The following is a 15,080-nucleotide window of genomic DNA, read 5'->3' as shown; positions in this document are numbered from 1 at the left end:
GGCTCAGCGGGCCGACTTGCGCGACATCTGGTCGGCCGCCACCGCCAGGATGACGAGGATGCCGGTGACCAGCACCTGGTAGACCGACGACACGCCCATCAGCGTCAGCCCGTTGCGGAAGACGCCGACGATCAGCGCGCCCACCAGGGTGCCGAGGATCACGCCGCGGCCGCCGAACAGGCTGGTGCCGCCCAGCACCACCGCGGTGATGGCGTCCAGGTTCTCGGTCTGGCCGGCATTGGGGTCGCCCACCCCGGTGCGCGAGACGGACAGCAGTGAGGCGATGCCGTAGAACACGCCCGCCATCACGTACACGCCCAGCAGCACCCGCTGCGTCGGGATGCCGGTCAGCCGCGTGGCCTCGGGGTTGTTGCCCACCGCGTACACATGGCGGCCCGACTGGGTTTCACGCAGCGCGAACCAGGCCGCGAAGTACAGCAGCAGCATCAGCACCGCGCCATAGGCCACGTTGGTGCCGCCCAGGCCGAAGGTGCTGCCCAGCCAGGTCATCGCGTCGGGCAGGTCGGTGACGGTCTGCGATTGCGAATACAGCTGCGTGATCGCAAAGGCGATGTTCAGCGTGCCCAGCGTGACGATGAAGGGCGGCAGCTTCAGCCGCGTGACCAGCAGGCCGTTGACCAGCCCGAACAGCGTGGTCACGCCGATGCCGCAGGCGATGGCCACCGGCGTGGGCAGGCCGAGGTCGGCGGCGAACTTGGTCATCACGATGCTTCCCAGCGCCATCACCATGCCGCAGGACAGGTCGATGCCGGCGGTGAGGATGATGAGCGTCTGCCCGATGGCGATGACGCCCACCACCATCACCTGCTGCAGGATCAGCGAGAAGTTCTCGCCGCTGAGGAAGCGGTCGGTCTGCGTGGCGAAGAAAAGGCACGCCACCAGCAAGGCGATGAACGGCCCCAGCACGCCCAGCGGCGGCAGCTTGTCCTTCCACATCACTTCTTCCCCCAGCACAGCTCGGTGCCGGCCTGCACGTCCTTGCTGTCGATGCCGGGCAGCGGCTTGTCGGTGATCAGCGTCACGCCGGTGTCCACGTAGCCGCTGGCCTTCTTGCCGCTGGTGGCGTATTCGATCGCCGCGTCCACGCCCATCGAGGCCATCTTCAGCGGGTACTGCTGCGAGGTGGCGGCGATCTTGCCGGCCTTGACGTCGCGGATGCCCTGGCAGCCGCCGTCCACCGACACGATGACCACGCCCTTCTCCTTGCCGGCCTTCTTCAGCGCGTTGTAGGCACCGGCGGAGGCGGGCTCGTTGATGGTGTAGACGACGTTGACGTCGGGGCTCTTCTGCAGGCAGTTCTCCATCGCCGTCTGGCCCTTGGCCTGGTCGCCGTAGCTGTCGGCCTGGCAGACGATGGCGGGGTCGCTGCCCAGCTCGTTGCTCTTGGCCTCCGGCGCCGGCAGCCCGAAGCCCTTCAGGAAGCCGTTGTGCCGCTGCGCGCCCACCGGGTGGCCCGGGAACAGGTCCAGCGTGACGATCCTGGCCGGCTTGCCGCCCAGCGCGGCCTTGGCGTACTGGCCGATCAGCACGCCGGCGGTGTAGTTGTTGGTGGCGAACAGCGCATCGGTGGCGTCGGCCGGGTCAGCCGGGCTGTCCAGCGCGATCACCATCACGCCGCGATCGCGGGCCTTCTTGATGGCCGGCACGATGGCCTTGGCGTCACTCGGCGTGATGAGGATGGTCTTGGCGCCGGCCGCGATCATGTTCTCCATCGCCGTCACCTGGCCGGCGTTGTCGCCGTCGGCCTTGCCGGCACCGGCGATCAGGCGGGCCTTCTTGGCCTTGGCCGCCTCGGTGGCGCCCTCCCTCATCTTCACGAAGAAGGGATTGGTGTCGGTCTTGGTGATCAGGCCGATCACCGGCTCGGCCGCATTCGCCGTGGCGGCTGCACCCAGCATGGCGGCAGCGGCCAGGGCGGTGGCGGCGATGGAAAGAACGGGGCGCTGTGCGGGCATGGGGGTGTCTCCGGTGTTGGTCTGAAAACGACATCGGGGTGATCCGATGGATGTACTTTGGTAGAGTCCGGTTAATAAATCAAGCTGATTGATTAATGGAAAACCCGATGTTCGCAGCGGCATGCGCGGGGCATGCTGCGCACCTGTAACCCCTGGAGAAACCCATGTTCGTGGTCTGCGGCGAAGCGCTGTTCGATGTATTTGCAGCTGGCGATACCTCTACCGGCCTGATGCTCGACGCGCGCGTCGGCGGCTCCCCCTTTCAACGTGGCCGTGGGCCTGGCCCGGCTGGGCCAGCCGGTCGGCTTCTTCGGCGGCGTGTCCACCGGCTTCCTCGGTGAGCGGCTGATGCGCGCTCTGACCGACGAAGGCGTGGACACCCGCTGCACGCCGCGCAGCCCGGCCCGTACCACGCTCAGCCTGGTGGGCGTGGACACCGCCGGCGTGCCCTCCTATTCCTTCTATGGCGAAGGCGCGGCCGACCGCGGCGTGGCCCAGGTGTCGCTGGGCGCCATTCCGCCGGAGGCGCGGGCCTTCCACGTGGGCTCCTATGCCACGGTGGTGGAGCCGGTGGCTGCCACGCAGCGGGCACTGATCGAGCGCGAGCACCGCCGCAGCCTGATCAGCTACGACCCCAACATCCGCCTGAACGTGGAGCCCGACCTGGGCCGCTGGCATGCGCTGCTGGACTGGATGCTGCCGCGCACCCACCTGCTGAAAGTGAGCGACGAGGACCTGGGCCTGCTGTTCCCCGGCAAGTCGCCCGACGTGCTGGCCGCGCAGTGGCTGGCCCGTGGCGTGGCCATGGTGGTGGTGACACGCGGCGGCGAAGGCGCGCTGGCCTGGACCGCTGCGGCGCAGGCCCAGGCCGCGCCGGTGAAGGTGGACGTGGTGGACACCGTGGGCGCCGGCGACACCTTCCAGGCCGCGCTGCTCACCTGGCTGGCCGAGCACGACGCACTGTCGCCGATGGCGCTGCGCACGCTGCCGGCCACGCAGCTCAAGGCGGCGCTGGATTTCGCGGCGCAGGCCGCCGCCATCACCTGCTCGCGCCGCGGCGCCGACCTGCCGCGCCGGGCCGAACTGCCGGTGTGAGGACAGCGCCTATCAGCCTCCGCTGACAAGCCGCCCGGCACGACGGTGTTAAAACATGCACCCGTGCCCGGTTTGGCCCTTGCATCGCCCGCTGACAGCAAGCGCCGCCGGACTGCAGTCCACCTTCCGGCCTTGTCCATGCTGTCCACGCCCGCCGCTTCCCTCTCGCTCCACGCACGGCTGCGCGAGGCCACGGCCGATGCACATGCGCAGCTGGAATCCCTGCTGGGGCTGCTCGACAGCCCGATGAGCTACACGCGCTTCGTGGCGGTGCTGATGCGCTTCCACGGCTTCCACCGCGCGTGGGAACCGGCACTGGCCCGTGCGCTGCAGGACGAAGCCTTCACTGCGCCGCGCCAGCGGCTGGCGCTGATCGAGCACGACCTGCGCGCACTGGACATCGACGACCTGGACATCGAGGCGCTGCCCGTGGTGCCCGAAGCCGCGCAGCTGTGCCGCACGCTGGAAGGCGCGCTCGGCTCGCTGTACGTGATGGAGGGCTCCACCCTCGGCGGCCGCGTGATCACCCGCCGCCTGCTGGCCGATGCCGACTGGTGCCCGGCCGAGGGGCTGCTGTATTTCCATCCCTATGGCGACCTGACCGGCGAGCGCTGGCGGCAGACGCTGGCCCTGCTGTCCACCGTGCCGCCGCCACGCCAGCAGGCGGTGGTGGACGGCGCGCTGGCCACCTTCGCGCTGCTGCTGCAGTGGCTGGAGCCGGCGGTGGTGGTGCCGGACCATGGCGAGGACGATCCTTCCAGCGAATGGGGGGTGGCGCTGTGAACGCCGGCGCCGCCGCCGCCGACGCCTGCGCCCGCGAACCCATCCACATTCCCGGGAGCATCCAGCCGCATGGCGCATTGCTGGTGGTGGCCCCCGACGGCCGCCGGGTGCTGCAGGCCAGCGGCAACGCCGCCGCGCTGCTGGGCCTGCCCGAGGCACCCACCAGCACCGCGCAGATCGACGGCGCCCTGCCGGCGCTGCTGCAGTCCTGGGCTGAAGCCAGCGACGGCGTGCTGCAGCAGGCCCAGGCCTGCGGGGCCCGGCTGCTGCAGATGACGGTGCATGCCACGCCGCAGGGCCTGATCGTCGAGCTGGAGCCGCTGGACGCCACCGAGCTGCAGACGCTGGATTCGCTCTACCCGCGCCTGCGCAGCTTCCTCGACGACGTGGAGGGCGAGGACGACATGGCCGTCCTGGGTGAGCATGCCGCGCGCGAGGTGCGCCAGCTCACCGGCTTCGACCGCGTGATGGTCTACCGCTTCGACGAGGAATGGCACGGCACCGTGATCGCGGAGGACGGCAACGGCCGCCTGCCCAGCTACCTGGACCTGCGCTTCCCGGCTTCCGACATCCCGGCCCAGGCGCGCGAGCTGTACCGCCGCCACCGGCTGCGGCTGATCCCTGACGCGATGTACACCCCGGTGCCGGTGCTGCCTGCGGCCAGCCCGCTGGACGGCCAGCCGCTGGACCTCTCCGGTGCCGCGCTGCGCAGCGTCTCGCCGGTGCACCTGCAGTACATGATGAACATGGGCACCGCGGCGTCGATGTCGGTGTCCATCGTGATCGACGGCCAGCTGTGGGGCCTGATCGCCTGCCACCATGCGCAGCCGCTGCGGGTGGGCGCCCCCACCCGCGCGGCCTGCGACTTCCTCGGCCAGATCCTGGCGCTGAAGATCGGCGCGCGGGAACGCGGCCAGGAAGCCGCGCTGCGCTGGGCCGCCAAGGAGCTGGAACACGACCTTGTGGCCCGCATGGCCGAGGCCGGGGACGCGCCCGATGCCGTGACCGGCCGCCTGGCCAAGAGCCCCGAGGCCTGGCTGCGACTGACGCGCGCCAGCGGTGCCGCGGTGCTGCGCGGCGACACGGTGCACAGCGTGGGCCAGGCGCCGTCCCCGGCCCAGTTGAAGGCCCTGGCCACCTGGCTGCACCAGCGGCAGGACCGCGGCGAGCTGTTCGCCACCCATGCCCTGCCGGCCGTCTACCCGCCGGCCGCCGAGTTCGCCGACACCGCCTGCGGCCTGATCGCCGCACCCATCTCGGTCATCCATCCGCACTACGTGATGTGGTTCCGCCCCGAGCGCATACACACCGTCACCTGGGGCGGCCGGCCGGAGAAGGCCACCACCGCGGACGGCAGCCTCACGCCGCGGGCCTCCTTCGCCGCCTGGACGCAGGAGGTGCGCGGCACCGCCCAGCGCTGGACGCCGGTGGAAGTGGATGCCGCACGCTCCTTCTGCCAGGCCATGGTCACGCTGGTGCTCAAGCAGGCCGAGCAGCGCGCCGCGCTGACCGACCGGCTGGAGACCAGCAACCGCGAGCTGGAGGCGTTCTCGTACTCCGTCTCGCACGACCTGCGCGCGCCGTTCCGCCACATCGTCGGCTTCGCTCAGCTGCTGGGCGAAAGCGAGCCGCAGCTCGCCAGCCGCTCGCGCCACTACCTGGACACCATCATCGAGTCGGCGCTGTCGGCCGGCCGCCTGGTCGACGACCTGCTGAACTTCTCCCAGCTCGGCCGGGCCAGCCTGGAGATGGCGCCGGTGGACATGGCCAAGCTGGTGGAGGAGGTGCGCCGCTCCATGCGCATCGACCAGGGCACCCGCCAGGTCACCTGGGAAATCGGTCCGCTGCCGCCGGCCTGGGGCGATGCCTCGCTGCTGCGCCAGGCCTGGGCCAACCTGGTGGACAACGCCATCAAGTACACCCGCCGCAAGCCGGTGGCCGTGATCCGCATCAGCGGCGAACAACGCGCGCACGAGACCGTGTACACCGTCTCCGACAACGGGGTCGGCTTCGACATGGCCTACCAGGGCAAGCTGTTCGGCGTGTTCCAGCGCCTGCACCGTGTCGAGGATTTCGAGGGCAGCGGCATCGGCCTGGCACTCACCCGCCGCATCATCGACCGCCACGGCGGTTGGATCGCGGCCGAAGGCGCACCCGACGAGGGCGCCACCTTCCGATTCGGCGTACCGCGCCCGGCCCAGAAACAAGGCGAATCATGACGAAGATTCCTCACGCGGAAGGCGGTCCGAGCCCGGACGCCTCCCTGCACAAGACCATCGAGCTGCTGGCTTCGGCCAGCCGTTCGGCCGAGCTGCGGCCCATCCTGCTGGTGGAGGACAGCCCCAACGACCTGGAGCTGGCCCTGGCCGCGCTGGAACGCTGCCAGCTGGCCAACCCGGTGCATGTGGCCCGTGACGGCGTGGAAGCACTGGACTACCTGCATGCCCGCGGCGCCTGGGCCGGCCGCGACAGCGGCGACCCCGCGGTGGTGCTGCTGGACCTGAAGCTGCCCCGGCTGGACGGCCTGGAAGTGCTGGAGCGGGTGAAGAAGGACCCGCTGCTGCGCGCCGTGCCCATCGTGATGCTCACCTCCTCCCGCGAGGAACGCGACCTGGTGCGCAGCTACGAACTGGGCGTGAATGCCTTCGTCGTCAAGCCGGTGGATTTCCGCGCCTTCCTGCAGGCGATCCAGGAACTGGGCATGTTCTGGGCCGTGCTGAACCAACCGCCGCCCCGCCTGCCGATCCGATGAACGGCCCCGCTCGCGTCCTGCTCCTCGAAGACAGCGACATCGACACCGAGCTGATCTGCACCTACCTCCAGCGGGCCCAGATGCCCATCGAGGTGGTGCGGGCGGCGCGCCGCAGCGAGTTCCTGGCCGCGCTGCAGCGCAGCGACATCGACCTGGTGCTGGCCGACTACTCGCTGCCCGACTTCGACGGCATTGCCGCGCTGCGGCAGGCGCTGGAGAAGCTGCCGGACGTGCCCTTCGTCTTCGTGTCCGGCGTGGTGGGCGAGGACGTGGCCACCGACGCGCTGCGCCAGGGCGCCACGGACTACGTGCTCAAGCGCAACCTGGCGCGGCTGCCCAAGGCGGTGGAACGGGCGCTGGCCGAGGCCCGCGAGCGCATGCGCCGCCGCGACGCCGAAGCCGCTCTGGGCGCCAGCGAGGCCACCGCCCGGCTCGCGCTGGAGCGCCAGCGCCAGGCCGAGGTGCTGTTCCGCCTGGCGGCCGAGGCGGCCAACATCGGCGTCTGGGAGTTCGATCCCACCGGCCCGCGGCTGTGGATCGACGACGGCCTGCGCCGCATTGCCGACATCCTGCCCGGCGCGCAGGTCGATTACGCCTACTTCGTGTCGCAGGTGGTGCACCCGGACGACCGCGTGCTGTTCGAGCAGTCGCTGGCCGCCGCGCTGGTGCCCGACGGCCGGCCGGAGCTGGAGTTCGAGCACCGCGTGATCACCCTGTCCGACCAGCGGGTGCGCTGGCTGGCCATCGCCGGCCGCCGCTTCGACAGCGACGACGGCGGCCCGCGGCTGGTGGGCACCGCGCGGGACGTGACCGGCCAGCGCCGCAAGGGCGAGGCCCTGCGCCGGCTGAACGAAGCGCTGGGCGAGCGGGTGGAGCAGCGCACCCGCGAGCGCGACCGCATCTGGAACCTGTCGGCCGACCTGATGGCGGTGTGGCGGCCCGACGGCACGCCCGAGGCGCTCAATCCCGCCTGGGAAAGCCTGCTGGGCTGGCCGGCCGCCGAGGTGATGAGCCAGGCCATCGTGGAGCTGCTGCACCCGGCCGACGTGGCGGTGACCCGCACCGCAATGGACACCCTGGGCGCCGGCGCCGGGACCGCGCGCTTCGACAGCCGCGTGCGCACGCGCGACGGGAGCTACCGCTGGATCCGCTGGGCGGTGCGGCCCGATGCCGGTTACTTCTACGCCATCGGCCGCGACGTGACCGAGGAGCGGGCCGCCGCCGACGAGCTGGCCGCCACCAACCAGGAGCTGAAGGAACAGATCGCCGAACGCGGCCGGGTGGAAGCCACGCTGCAGCAGATGCAGCGGCTGGAGGCCGTGGGCCAGCTCACCTCGGGCGTGGCGCACGACTTCAACAACCTGCTCACGGTGGTGCTGTCCAACATCAGCCTGATCCGCCGGCTGCTCAACCAGGGCGTCGCGCCGGACGAACGGGTGCTCAAGCGGCTCGATTCGATGCAGAGCGCGGCCGAACGCGGCGCCAAGCTCACCGCGCAGATGCTGGCCTTCTCGCGCCGGCAGCGGCTGGAGCCGCAGGTCATCGACCTGAACGACACCGTGCTGGCGCTGCGCGACCTGCTGCAGTCCACCATGGGCGGCAGCGTGCGCCTGGCCACCGAGCTGACCAAGCCGCTGTGGCCGGCGCTGGTGGACGTGACGCAGATGGAACTCATCGTGCTCAACCTGGCCATCAACGCCCGCGATGCGATGGAGGTGGGCGGCAGCCTGACCGTGCGCACCGCCAACGTCACGCTGGGCCCGCCGCAGCGGCCGGAAGAACCCGAGGCCGGCGACTATGTGCGGCTCACAGTCAGCGACACCGGCAGCGGCATGACCCCCGAGGTGCTGGCCAAGGCCTTCGAGCCCTTCTTCACCACCAAGGAGGTGGGCAAGGGGTCGGGCCTGGGGCTGGCGCAGGTGTATGGCTTTGCCAAGCAGTCGGGCGGTGGCGTGCGCATCGACACCCAGCCCGGCAAGGGCACCTCGGTGCATGTGTTCATGCCACGCGCGATGGGCGAGGTGCGCCAGCGCGAGCCGGAGGTGACCCAGCACGGCCTGCTGGACGGCAGCGAGCCCAGCCACACGCTGCTGCTGGTGGACGACGACCCGGCGGTGCGCGATGCCACCTCGTCGATGCTGCGCGCCATCGGCTACCGCGTGATCGAGGCGGGCAGCGGCGGTGCCGCGCTGGAGCTGCTGGCGCGGCGCAAGGACATCGAGCTGGTGCTGGCCGACTTCGCGATGCCGGGCATGAACGGCGCGGAGCTGGTGCGGCTGCTCAAGCTGTCGCATCCGCACCTGAAGACGATGTTCCTCACCGGCTTCGTCGACCTGGCGGCGCTGAAGGACATTCCGGAAGAGCAGGTGCTGCAGAAGCCGCTGCGCGACGAGGAGCTGGCCCGCCGGCTGCGCCGTGCGCTGCGCGGCGGCAGCGGCAGCCGCACGCTGAACTAGCTGAGATCACCCGCCCGCCGGGCCGCCCCAAGGGCGGGTGCGCCCCCTCGGGGGCAGCGAGCGCCAGCGAGCTTGGGGGCTCCATCACCCGCCCGCCGGGCCGCCCCAAGGGCGGGTGCGCCCCCTCGGGGGCAGCGAGCGCCAGCGAGCTTGGGGGCTCCATCAGCTCTCGTCGGTGAGCGGCGCGAGCTGCGAGTGCCGGATGCGGGTGCTGGCCAGCGCGCCGGCCGATTCCAGGATCGGGTAGGCGATCGAGCACAGGTGCGAGTTGATGCGCTTGAGGTCGCTGATCAGGTCCAGGTGCAGCGAGCTGGTCTCGATGCTCTGCGCAGTGTTGTCGCGCAACCGGGTGATGTGGCTGGCGGCGTACTCGTGCTCCAGGTCGCGGAAGCGGGCCTTCTCCTCCAGCAGCCGCTGCGCGTCGCGCACATGGCCGTCGAGGAAGACGCTCATCGCCAGCCGCAGGTTGGCCAGCAGGCGCTCATGCAGGTGGCAGATCTCGGCCATGCCGGCGTCGGAGAAGCTGCGGTTCTTGCGGATCTTCTTGTCCTCCACGTCCTGCAGCACCCGCTCGATGATGTCGCCGATCTGCTCCATGTTGATGGTGAAGCTGACGATGTCGGTCCAGCGCCGGCCTTCGCGTTCGGACAGCGCCTCGCGCGAGATCTGCGTCAGGTAGAACTTGATGGCCGAGTACAGCTCGTCCACCGTGTCGTCCATCTTGCGCAGCTGCTCGGCCAGGCGCAGGTCGTTGTGGCGGATCACCGGCAGGATGCCGCGCAGCATGGTCTCCACCACGTCGGCCTGGTGCAGCGCCTCACGCGCGGCGCAGCTGATGGCCAGCGAAGGCGTGGCCAGGGCCACGGGATCGAGGTGCCGCGGGCGCTCACCCGGGCCGCCGCGGCTGGGGTCGGGCAGCCAGCTCACCACCCAGCGGCCCACCACACCGGTGAAGCCGATGAACAGCAGCGCCAGCGTGATGTTGAAGCCGAGGTGGAACAGCACGATCTGCTGGTGCACCACCGGTATCTGCTGCTGCAGCAGCACATGCACATGGCCCAGCAGCGGCATCGCCAGCACCGCACCGGTGGCCTTGAAGATGAAGTTGCCGATGGGCAGGCGGCGCACCTGCGGCGCGGCGCCGCTGGTGGCGATGATGGCCAGCACGCCGCTGCCCAGGTTGGCGCCGATCACCAGCCCCAGCGCCACGTTGGTGGGCAGCAGGCCCTGCGAGGCCAGCGTGGCGGTGAGCAGCACGATGGCCAGGCTGGAATAGGCCGCCACCGTGAGCACCGCGCCCACCAGCACGTCCAGCAGGATCTCGTTGGGCAGCGACACCAGCAGCGTGCGCACCACCGGCGACCGGGTCATCGGCTCGGTGGCCTGCACGATGAGCTGCAGCGCCAGCGTGATGAGCCCCAGCCCGATGAGCACCCGCCCCACCCGGCCACCCACGGTGTTCTGGCGCGAGACGAACATCACCACGCCGACGAAGATCAGCAGCGGCGACAGCCACGACAGGTCGAAGGAAAACACCACCGCCATCAGCGCGGTGCCCATGTCCGCGCCCAGCATCACCGCCAGCGCGGCGCTGGTGCTCACCAGCCCCTTGCCCACGAACGAGGCCACGATCAGGCAGGTGGCGGTGCTCGACTGCACGAGGCTGGTGACGCCCAGCCCCGCCAGCATCGCCGGCACCCGCCGGCTGAAGCTGGAGGCCAGCACCGTACGGAGGTTTTCTCCGAACACCTGCAGCACGCCGGTACGAACGATGTGGGTGCCCCAGACCAGCAGGGCGATGGCGGCCAGCAAATTCAGCAGGTGGATCATCGAATGCAGCTTACGTAGTTTTTTGACGGCCGGTGCGGCGCAGGGCCCGGGTGCGCCGATACAGTGGGCGCATCACGCAGGACCCGGGCCAGGGCATGGCGATTGCCTTTCACCCGCCTGCCCCAACGCGCTTCACGCCCTCCATGCCTGACGTCCCCTCCGCCCCGGTTGCCAGCACCAAGCCCCTGCTTATCGGGCTTTCCGCGCGCATCTACCATCCGACGACACCCGTCCCCAGCCTGGGTGGCGTGTTTACCCGCACGCTGCATTACCTGGAGCAGTCGGTGGCGCACTGGGTGATGTCGCGCGAGGTGCTGGGCGTGATGATTCCCGCGGTGGAAAGCGAGAGCCTGGTCCGGCGCAGCGACATGAGCCTGCGCCACTACGCCGACATGCTGGACGGCCTGGTGCTGCAAGGCGGCACCGACGTCTCACCCGAGACCTATGGCGAAACCCCGATGAAGCCGGCCTGGGCCGGCGACCGGGTGCGCGACCTCTATGAGATGGAACTGCTGGACGCCTTCATCTCCGCCGGCAAGCCGGTGCTGGGCATCTGCCGCGGCTGCCAGCTGCTGAACGTGGCCTTCGGTGGCTCGCTGTACCAGGACATTCCCACCCAGCTGCCCGGCGCGCTGCGCCACCACGACGAGAACACCTACGAACGCCAGTTCCACCGTGTGAGCCTGGTGCGCGGCACCCGGCTGGCCGGGCTGTACCCCGACCGCAGCACCGGCGCCATCAACTCCATCCACCACCAGTCGGTGAAGACGCTGGGCCACGACCTGGAGGTGGAGGCGCTGGCCATCCCCGACGGCGTGGTGGAAGCCATCCGCTGGAAAGGCCCGAGCTATGTGTTCGGCATGCAGTGGCACCCGGAATTCATGGCGCTGAACCGCTGGCATGACGACCAGCTCGACGGCTCGCCCATCCTCGACGACTTCCTGTCGGCGGTGCGCGCCCGCAAGGCGCAGTAGCACGCGCCGCCATCCACCGCAGGCCCGGCCGTGCGCGCAGAACCCGCTTCCGCCCCGCCCATGACGGCCGCCGATGCGCTGGCCGCGTTGTGGCAGCAGGCCGGCCTGCCGGCGGCGGCCCTGGCCCAGGCCATGCTGGCCGGCGACGCGCCGGTGCTGCCCTCCTCCTTCGCGGTGGCCACCGCGGCCCAGGCCTCGCTCGGCGCCGCGGCGCTGGCCGCGGCCGAGCTGTGGCACTGGCGCGGTGGCGGGCAGGCACGCCAGCAGGTCGACGTGGACCGGGTGCATGCCGCGCTGGACAGCTGCGCGCACTTCCTGGTCGATGGCGTGCAGCCACCGCTGTGGGACAAGATCTCCGGCCTGTATGCCTGTGGCCCCGATGGCGAAGCCGGCTGGGTCCGCATCCATGCCAACTTCGCGCACCACCGCGACGGCGCGCTGCGGCTGCTGGGCCTGCCGCCGGGCGAGGCCACCGGCCGCGAGGCAGTGCAGCAGGCGCTGCGCCACTGGAATGCGGAAGGCTTCGAGGCCGCAGCGGCCGATGCCGGACTGGTGGTGGCCGCGGCGCGCAGCTTCGAGCAATGGGACAGCCATCCGCAGGGCGTGGCGGTGGCCGCGCAGCCAGTGGTGCGCATCAACCGCATCGAGCCGGCCGGCCAGGCAGGCGGGCCGCTGGCCTGGCCGGCCCTGGCCAGCGACGACGCGCCGCCGCTGTCCGGGCTGCGGGTGCTGGACCTCACCCGCATCCTCGCCGGGCCGGTGGCCGGCCGCACGCTGGCCGCCTATGGCGCGGACGTGATGCTGGTGAACTCGCCCTCGCTGCCCAACATCGCCGCCATCGCCGACACCAGCCGCGGCAAGCGCTCGGTGCTGATCGACCTGATGGACGAGCCCGGCCGGGCCACCTTGCGCGGCCTGGCGGCGCAGGCCCATGTGTTCCTGCAGGGTTACCGGCCGGGTGCGCTGGCCGGCTTCGGCTTCTCGGCCGAGGCGCTGGCGCGGCTGCGGCCGGGCATCGTGGTGGTGTCGCTCAGCGCCTATGGCGCCGAAGGCCCGTGGGCCGGCCGCCGCGGCTTCGATTCGCTCGTGCAGACGGCCACCGGCTTCAACCTGGCCGAAGCCCTGGCCGCCGGCAGCCACACGCCGCGCGCCCTGCCGCTGCAGATCCTGGACTACGCCGCCGGCTACCTGCTGGCCTTCGGCGCGCAGGCCGCGCTGTGGCGCCAGCAGCACGAAGGCGGCAGCTGGCATGTGCAGGTGTCGCTGGCCGGCGTGGGCGCCTGGCTGCGCAGCCTGGGGCGGCTGCCGGGCGGGCTGCAGGTGGTGCCGCCTTCTTTCGATCCGTACCTGGTGCAGGAAGCCAGCGGCTTCGGGGCGCTGACGGTGCTGCGCCATCCGGTGCGCTTTTCCCGCACGCCGCCGGCCTGGCAGCGGCCTTCAATGCCGCCGGGCAGCCATCCGCCGCGCTGGGACTGAAGGCCGCCGCGCCTCAGCCGTGGATCAGCGCTTCCAGCGTCTGCAGCGTGTCGGCTTCCCACAGCGGCTTGTCGTGCCGGATGCGCAGCATGCGCGGAAAACGGGTGGCGATGCCGCTCTTGTGCCGCGGGCTGCGCTGGATGCCCTCGAAGCCCAGCTCGAACACCAGCGTGGGCTTGACGCTGCGCACCGGGCCGAACTTCTCCAGCGTGTTGGCGCGGATCACGCGGTCCACCTCGGCGAACTCGGCATCCGTCAGGCCCGAGTACGCCTTGGCGAACGGCACCAGCTGCAGCGCGCCGGGCTGGGCCGGCTCGCGCCGGGCGATGGCATCGAGCACCGCCTGCGCCTCGGCGGCATCGGCCGGCTGGCGGTTCCACACCGCGAAGGTGTAGTCGGTGTAGACGCTGGCCCGCCGGCCGTGGCCGCGCTGGGCATACACCAGCACGCCATCGGCGGTCATCGGCTCGATCTTCCACTTCCACCAGGTGCCGCTGGACTTGGTGCGGCCGGTGCCATAGGCGGCATCGCGCTGCTTGAGCATGAAGCCCTCCACGCCCCGCTCGCGCGACTCGATGCGCAGCTCGGCCAGGGCCGGCCAGTCCGCCGCCTGCACCATGGGCGAGAGCTGCATGCGGCTGTCGGCCAGCACCTGCTCCAGCTGCTGGCGGCGCGCGGTATGCGGCTGGGCCCGCCAGTCCACGCCCTGCCACTCCAGCAGGTCGTAGGCGATGAAGTTGACCGGCGCGTCGCCCAGCACCTTCTTGGTGAGCTTGAGGCGGCCGATGCGCTGCTGCAGCAGCGCGAACGGCGCCGGCCGCTCGTCCTGCCACACCACCAGCTCGCCATCCAGCACCGTGCCGTCGGGCAGCGGCTGCGCCAGCGCGACGATCTCGGGAAAGCGTTCGGTGATCAGGTCCTCGCCGCGCGACCAGATCCACACCCGCCCGGCGCGCTTGACGATCTGCGCCCGGATGCCGTCGAACTTCCACTCCACCAGCCAGCGCTCGGGCGGGCCGAGGCGGGCTTCGAAATCGGCGGCATCGCCTTCCAGCTGGTGCGCGAGGAAGAAGGGATAGGGCTGGCCGGCATCGTCCGGCGCGCGCTGCTCGCCTTCCTGGGCTGGCGCGGCCGGCGCCAGCAGCGCCAGGTAGCGCGCGGCGCTGGGCGTGGAGCGGCCGTCGGTGTAGCCCATCATGCGCTGGGCCACGCGCTTGGCATCCAGCTCGGCATGCTCGGCCAGCGCCCGCTGCACCAGCAGCTTGCTGACGCCCACGCGGAAGCCGCCGCCGATCAGCTTGGTGAGCAGGAAGCGGCCGGTGGTGTCCAGCTCGCGCCAGTAGCTGGCCACGCGGCGTGCCTGTTCTTCCGGCGGCAGGCCGCGCAGCGGCAGCAGCCGGTGCTCGATCCATTCGGCCAGGCCCAGCGGCTCGCCCAGCTGCCCGGCCGGCGGCAGCACATGGGCGATGGTCTCCGCCAGGTCGCCCACCGCCTGGTAGCTCTCCTCGAACAGCCATTCGGGAACGCCGGCCTCGGCACAGGCCAGCGCGCGCAGCACGCCGGTGGGCACCACCTGCCGAAGCTTGCCGCCGGCCAGGAAGTACACGGCCCACGCGGCGTCCTCCGGCCGGGCCTGGGCGAAATAGCGGCGCAATGCGGCCACCTTGTCGCTGGTGGCGGTGCTGGCATCCAGCGCGGTGAACAGGGTGGCAAAAGCGTGCATCGCCGGGGTGCAGCA

Annotated in this window: 11 protein-coding genes; 7 read left to right on the top strand and 4 right to left on the bottom strand. The window is 71.0% G+C overall.

Annotation, left to right across the window (positions count from 1 at the left end; all coding sequences use genetic code 11):
• Positions 1 to 3: 3 nt before the first annotated feature.
• The gene (locus tag LRS14_RS16730; RefSeq protein WP_046111125.1) at positions 4 to 957 is read right to left on the bottom strand and encodes an ABC transporter permease; all 954 of its coding nucleotides are present in this window, start codon (positions 955 to 957) and stop codon (positions 4 to 6) included.
• A complete protein-coding gene (locus LRS14_RS16725; protein WP_257800236.1) occupies positions 957 to 1,976 on the bottom strand; it encodes a sugar ABC transporter substrate-binding protein in 1,020 nt (339 codons plus the stop codon). Before LRS14_RS16725 ends, LRS14_RS16730 begins: the two co-directional genes overlap by 1 nt.
• Before the next feature lie 267 nt (positions 1,977 to 2,243).
• Between LRS14_RS16725 and LRS14_RS16720 the strand changes: the two genes are divergently transcribed.
• From LRS14_RS16720 to LRS14_RS16700, 5 genes are all read left to right on the top strand, one after another.
• A complete protein-coding gene (locus tag LRS14_RS16720; RefSeq protein ID WP_310740841.1) occupies positions 2,244 to 3,071 on the top strand; it encodes a carbohydrate kinase in 828 nt (275 codons plus the stop codon).
• A gap of 138 nt (positions 3,072 to 3,209) precedes the next feature.
• Positions 3,210 to 3,854, top strand: a complete 645-nt coding sequence (locus tag LRS14_RS16715) for a biliverdin-producing heme oxygenase (RefSeq protein WP_257800235.1) — start codon at positions 3,210 to 3,212, stop codon at positions 3,852 to 3,854.
• Complete coding sequence (locus LRS14_RS16710) at positions 3,851 to 6,073, top strand: ATP-binding protein (RefSeq protein ID WP_257800234.1); 2,223 nt, start codon at positions 3,851 to 3,853, stop codon at positions 6,071 to 6,073. The genes LRS14_RS16715 and LRS14_RS16710 overlap by 4 nt, the downstream gene beginning before the upstream one ends.
• Positions 6,070 to 6,606 carry a response regulator gene (locus LRS14_RS16705; RefSeq protein WP_083440285.1) on the top strand — a complete coding sequence of 179 codons (537 nt, stop codon included), beginning with the start codon at positions 6,070 to 6,072 and terminating at the stop codon, positions 6,604 to 6,606. Before LRS14_RS16710 ends, LRS14_RS16705 begins: the two co-directional genes overlap by 4 nt.
• Positions 6,603 to 9,062, top strand: a complete 2,460-nt coding sequence (locus LRS14_RS16700) for a response regulator (RefSeq protein ID WP_257800233.1) — start codon at positions 6,603 to 6,605, stop codon at positions 9,060 to 9,062. The genes LRS14_RS16705 and LRS14_RS16700 overlap by 4 nt, the downstream gene beginning before the upstream one ends.
• Positions 9,063 to 9,224: 162 nt before the next feature.
• Here the strand turns inward: LRS14_RS16700 and LRS14_RS16695 are convergent, their stop codons facing one another.
• Positions 9,225 to 10,892, bottom strand: coding sequence for a Na/Pi cotransporter family protein (locus LRS14_RS16695; protein WP_257800232.1), 1,668 nt, complete (start codon positions 10,890 to 10,892; stop codon positions 9,225 to 9,227).
• 248 nt (positions 10,893 to 11,140) lie between these two features.
• Here LRS14_RS16695 and LRS14_RS16690 point away from each other — a divergent pair, with 248 nt between their 5' ends.
• Both LRS14_RS16690 and LRS14_RS16685 read left to right on the top strand, forming a co-directional pair.
• Positions 11,141 to 11,866 carry a gamma-glutamyl-gamma-aminobutyrate hydrolase family protein gene (locus tag LRS14_RS16690; protein ID WP_232315237.1) on the top strand — a complete coding sequence of 242 codons (726 nt, stop codon included), beginning with the start codon at positions 11,141 to 11,143 and terminating at the stop codon, positions 11,864 to 11,866.
• Positions 11,867 to 11,926: 60 nt separating this feature from the next.
• On the top strand, positions 11,927 to 13,342 hold the full coding sequence (locus LRS14_RS16685) for a CoA transferase (protein ID WP_257800231.1): 1,416 nt from the start codon (positions 11,927 to 11,929) through the stop codon (positions 13,340 to 13,342).
• Positions 13,343 to 13,355: 13 nt separating this feature from the next.
• Here the strand turns inward: LRS14_RS16685 and LRS14_RS16680 are convergent, their stop codons facing one another.
• Positions 13,356 to 15,065, bottom strand: coding sequence for an ATP-dependent DNA ligase (locus LRS14_RS16680; protein ID WP_257800230.1), 1,710 nt, complete (start codon positions 15,063 to 15,065; stop codon positions 13,356 to 13,358).
• Between the last annotated feature and the right edge of the window lie 15 nt (positions 15,066 to 15,080).

The organism is Aquincola sp. J276, from assembly GCF_024700035.1.
In the GTDB taxonomy this organism is placed as follows: domain Bacteria; phylum Pseudomonadota; class Gammaproteobacteria; order Burkholderiales; family Burkholderiaceae_C; genus Aquincola; species Aquincola tertiaricarbonis.
The sequence above is the reverse complement of the archived record's forward strand: the minus strand, read 5'-3'. Positions and strand labels throughout refer to the sequence as shown.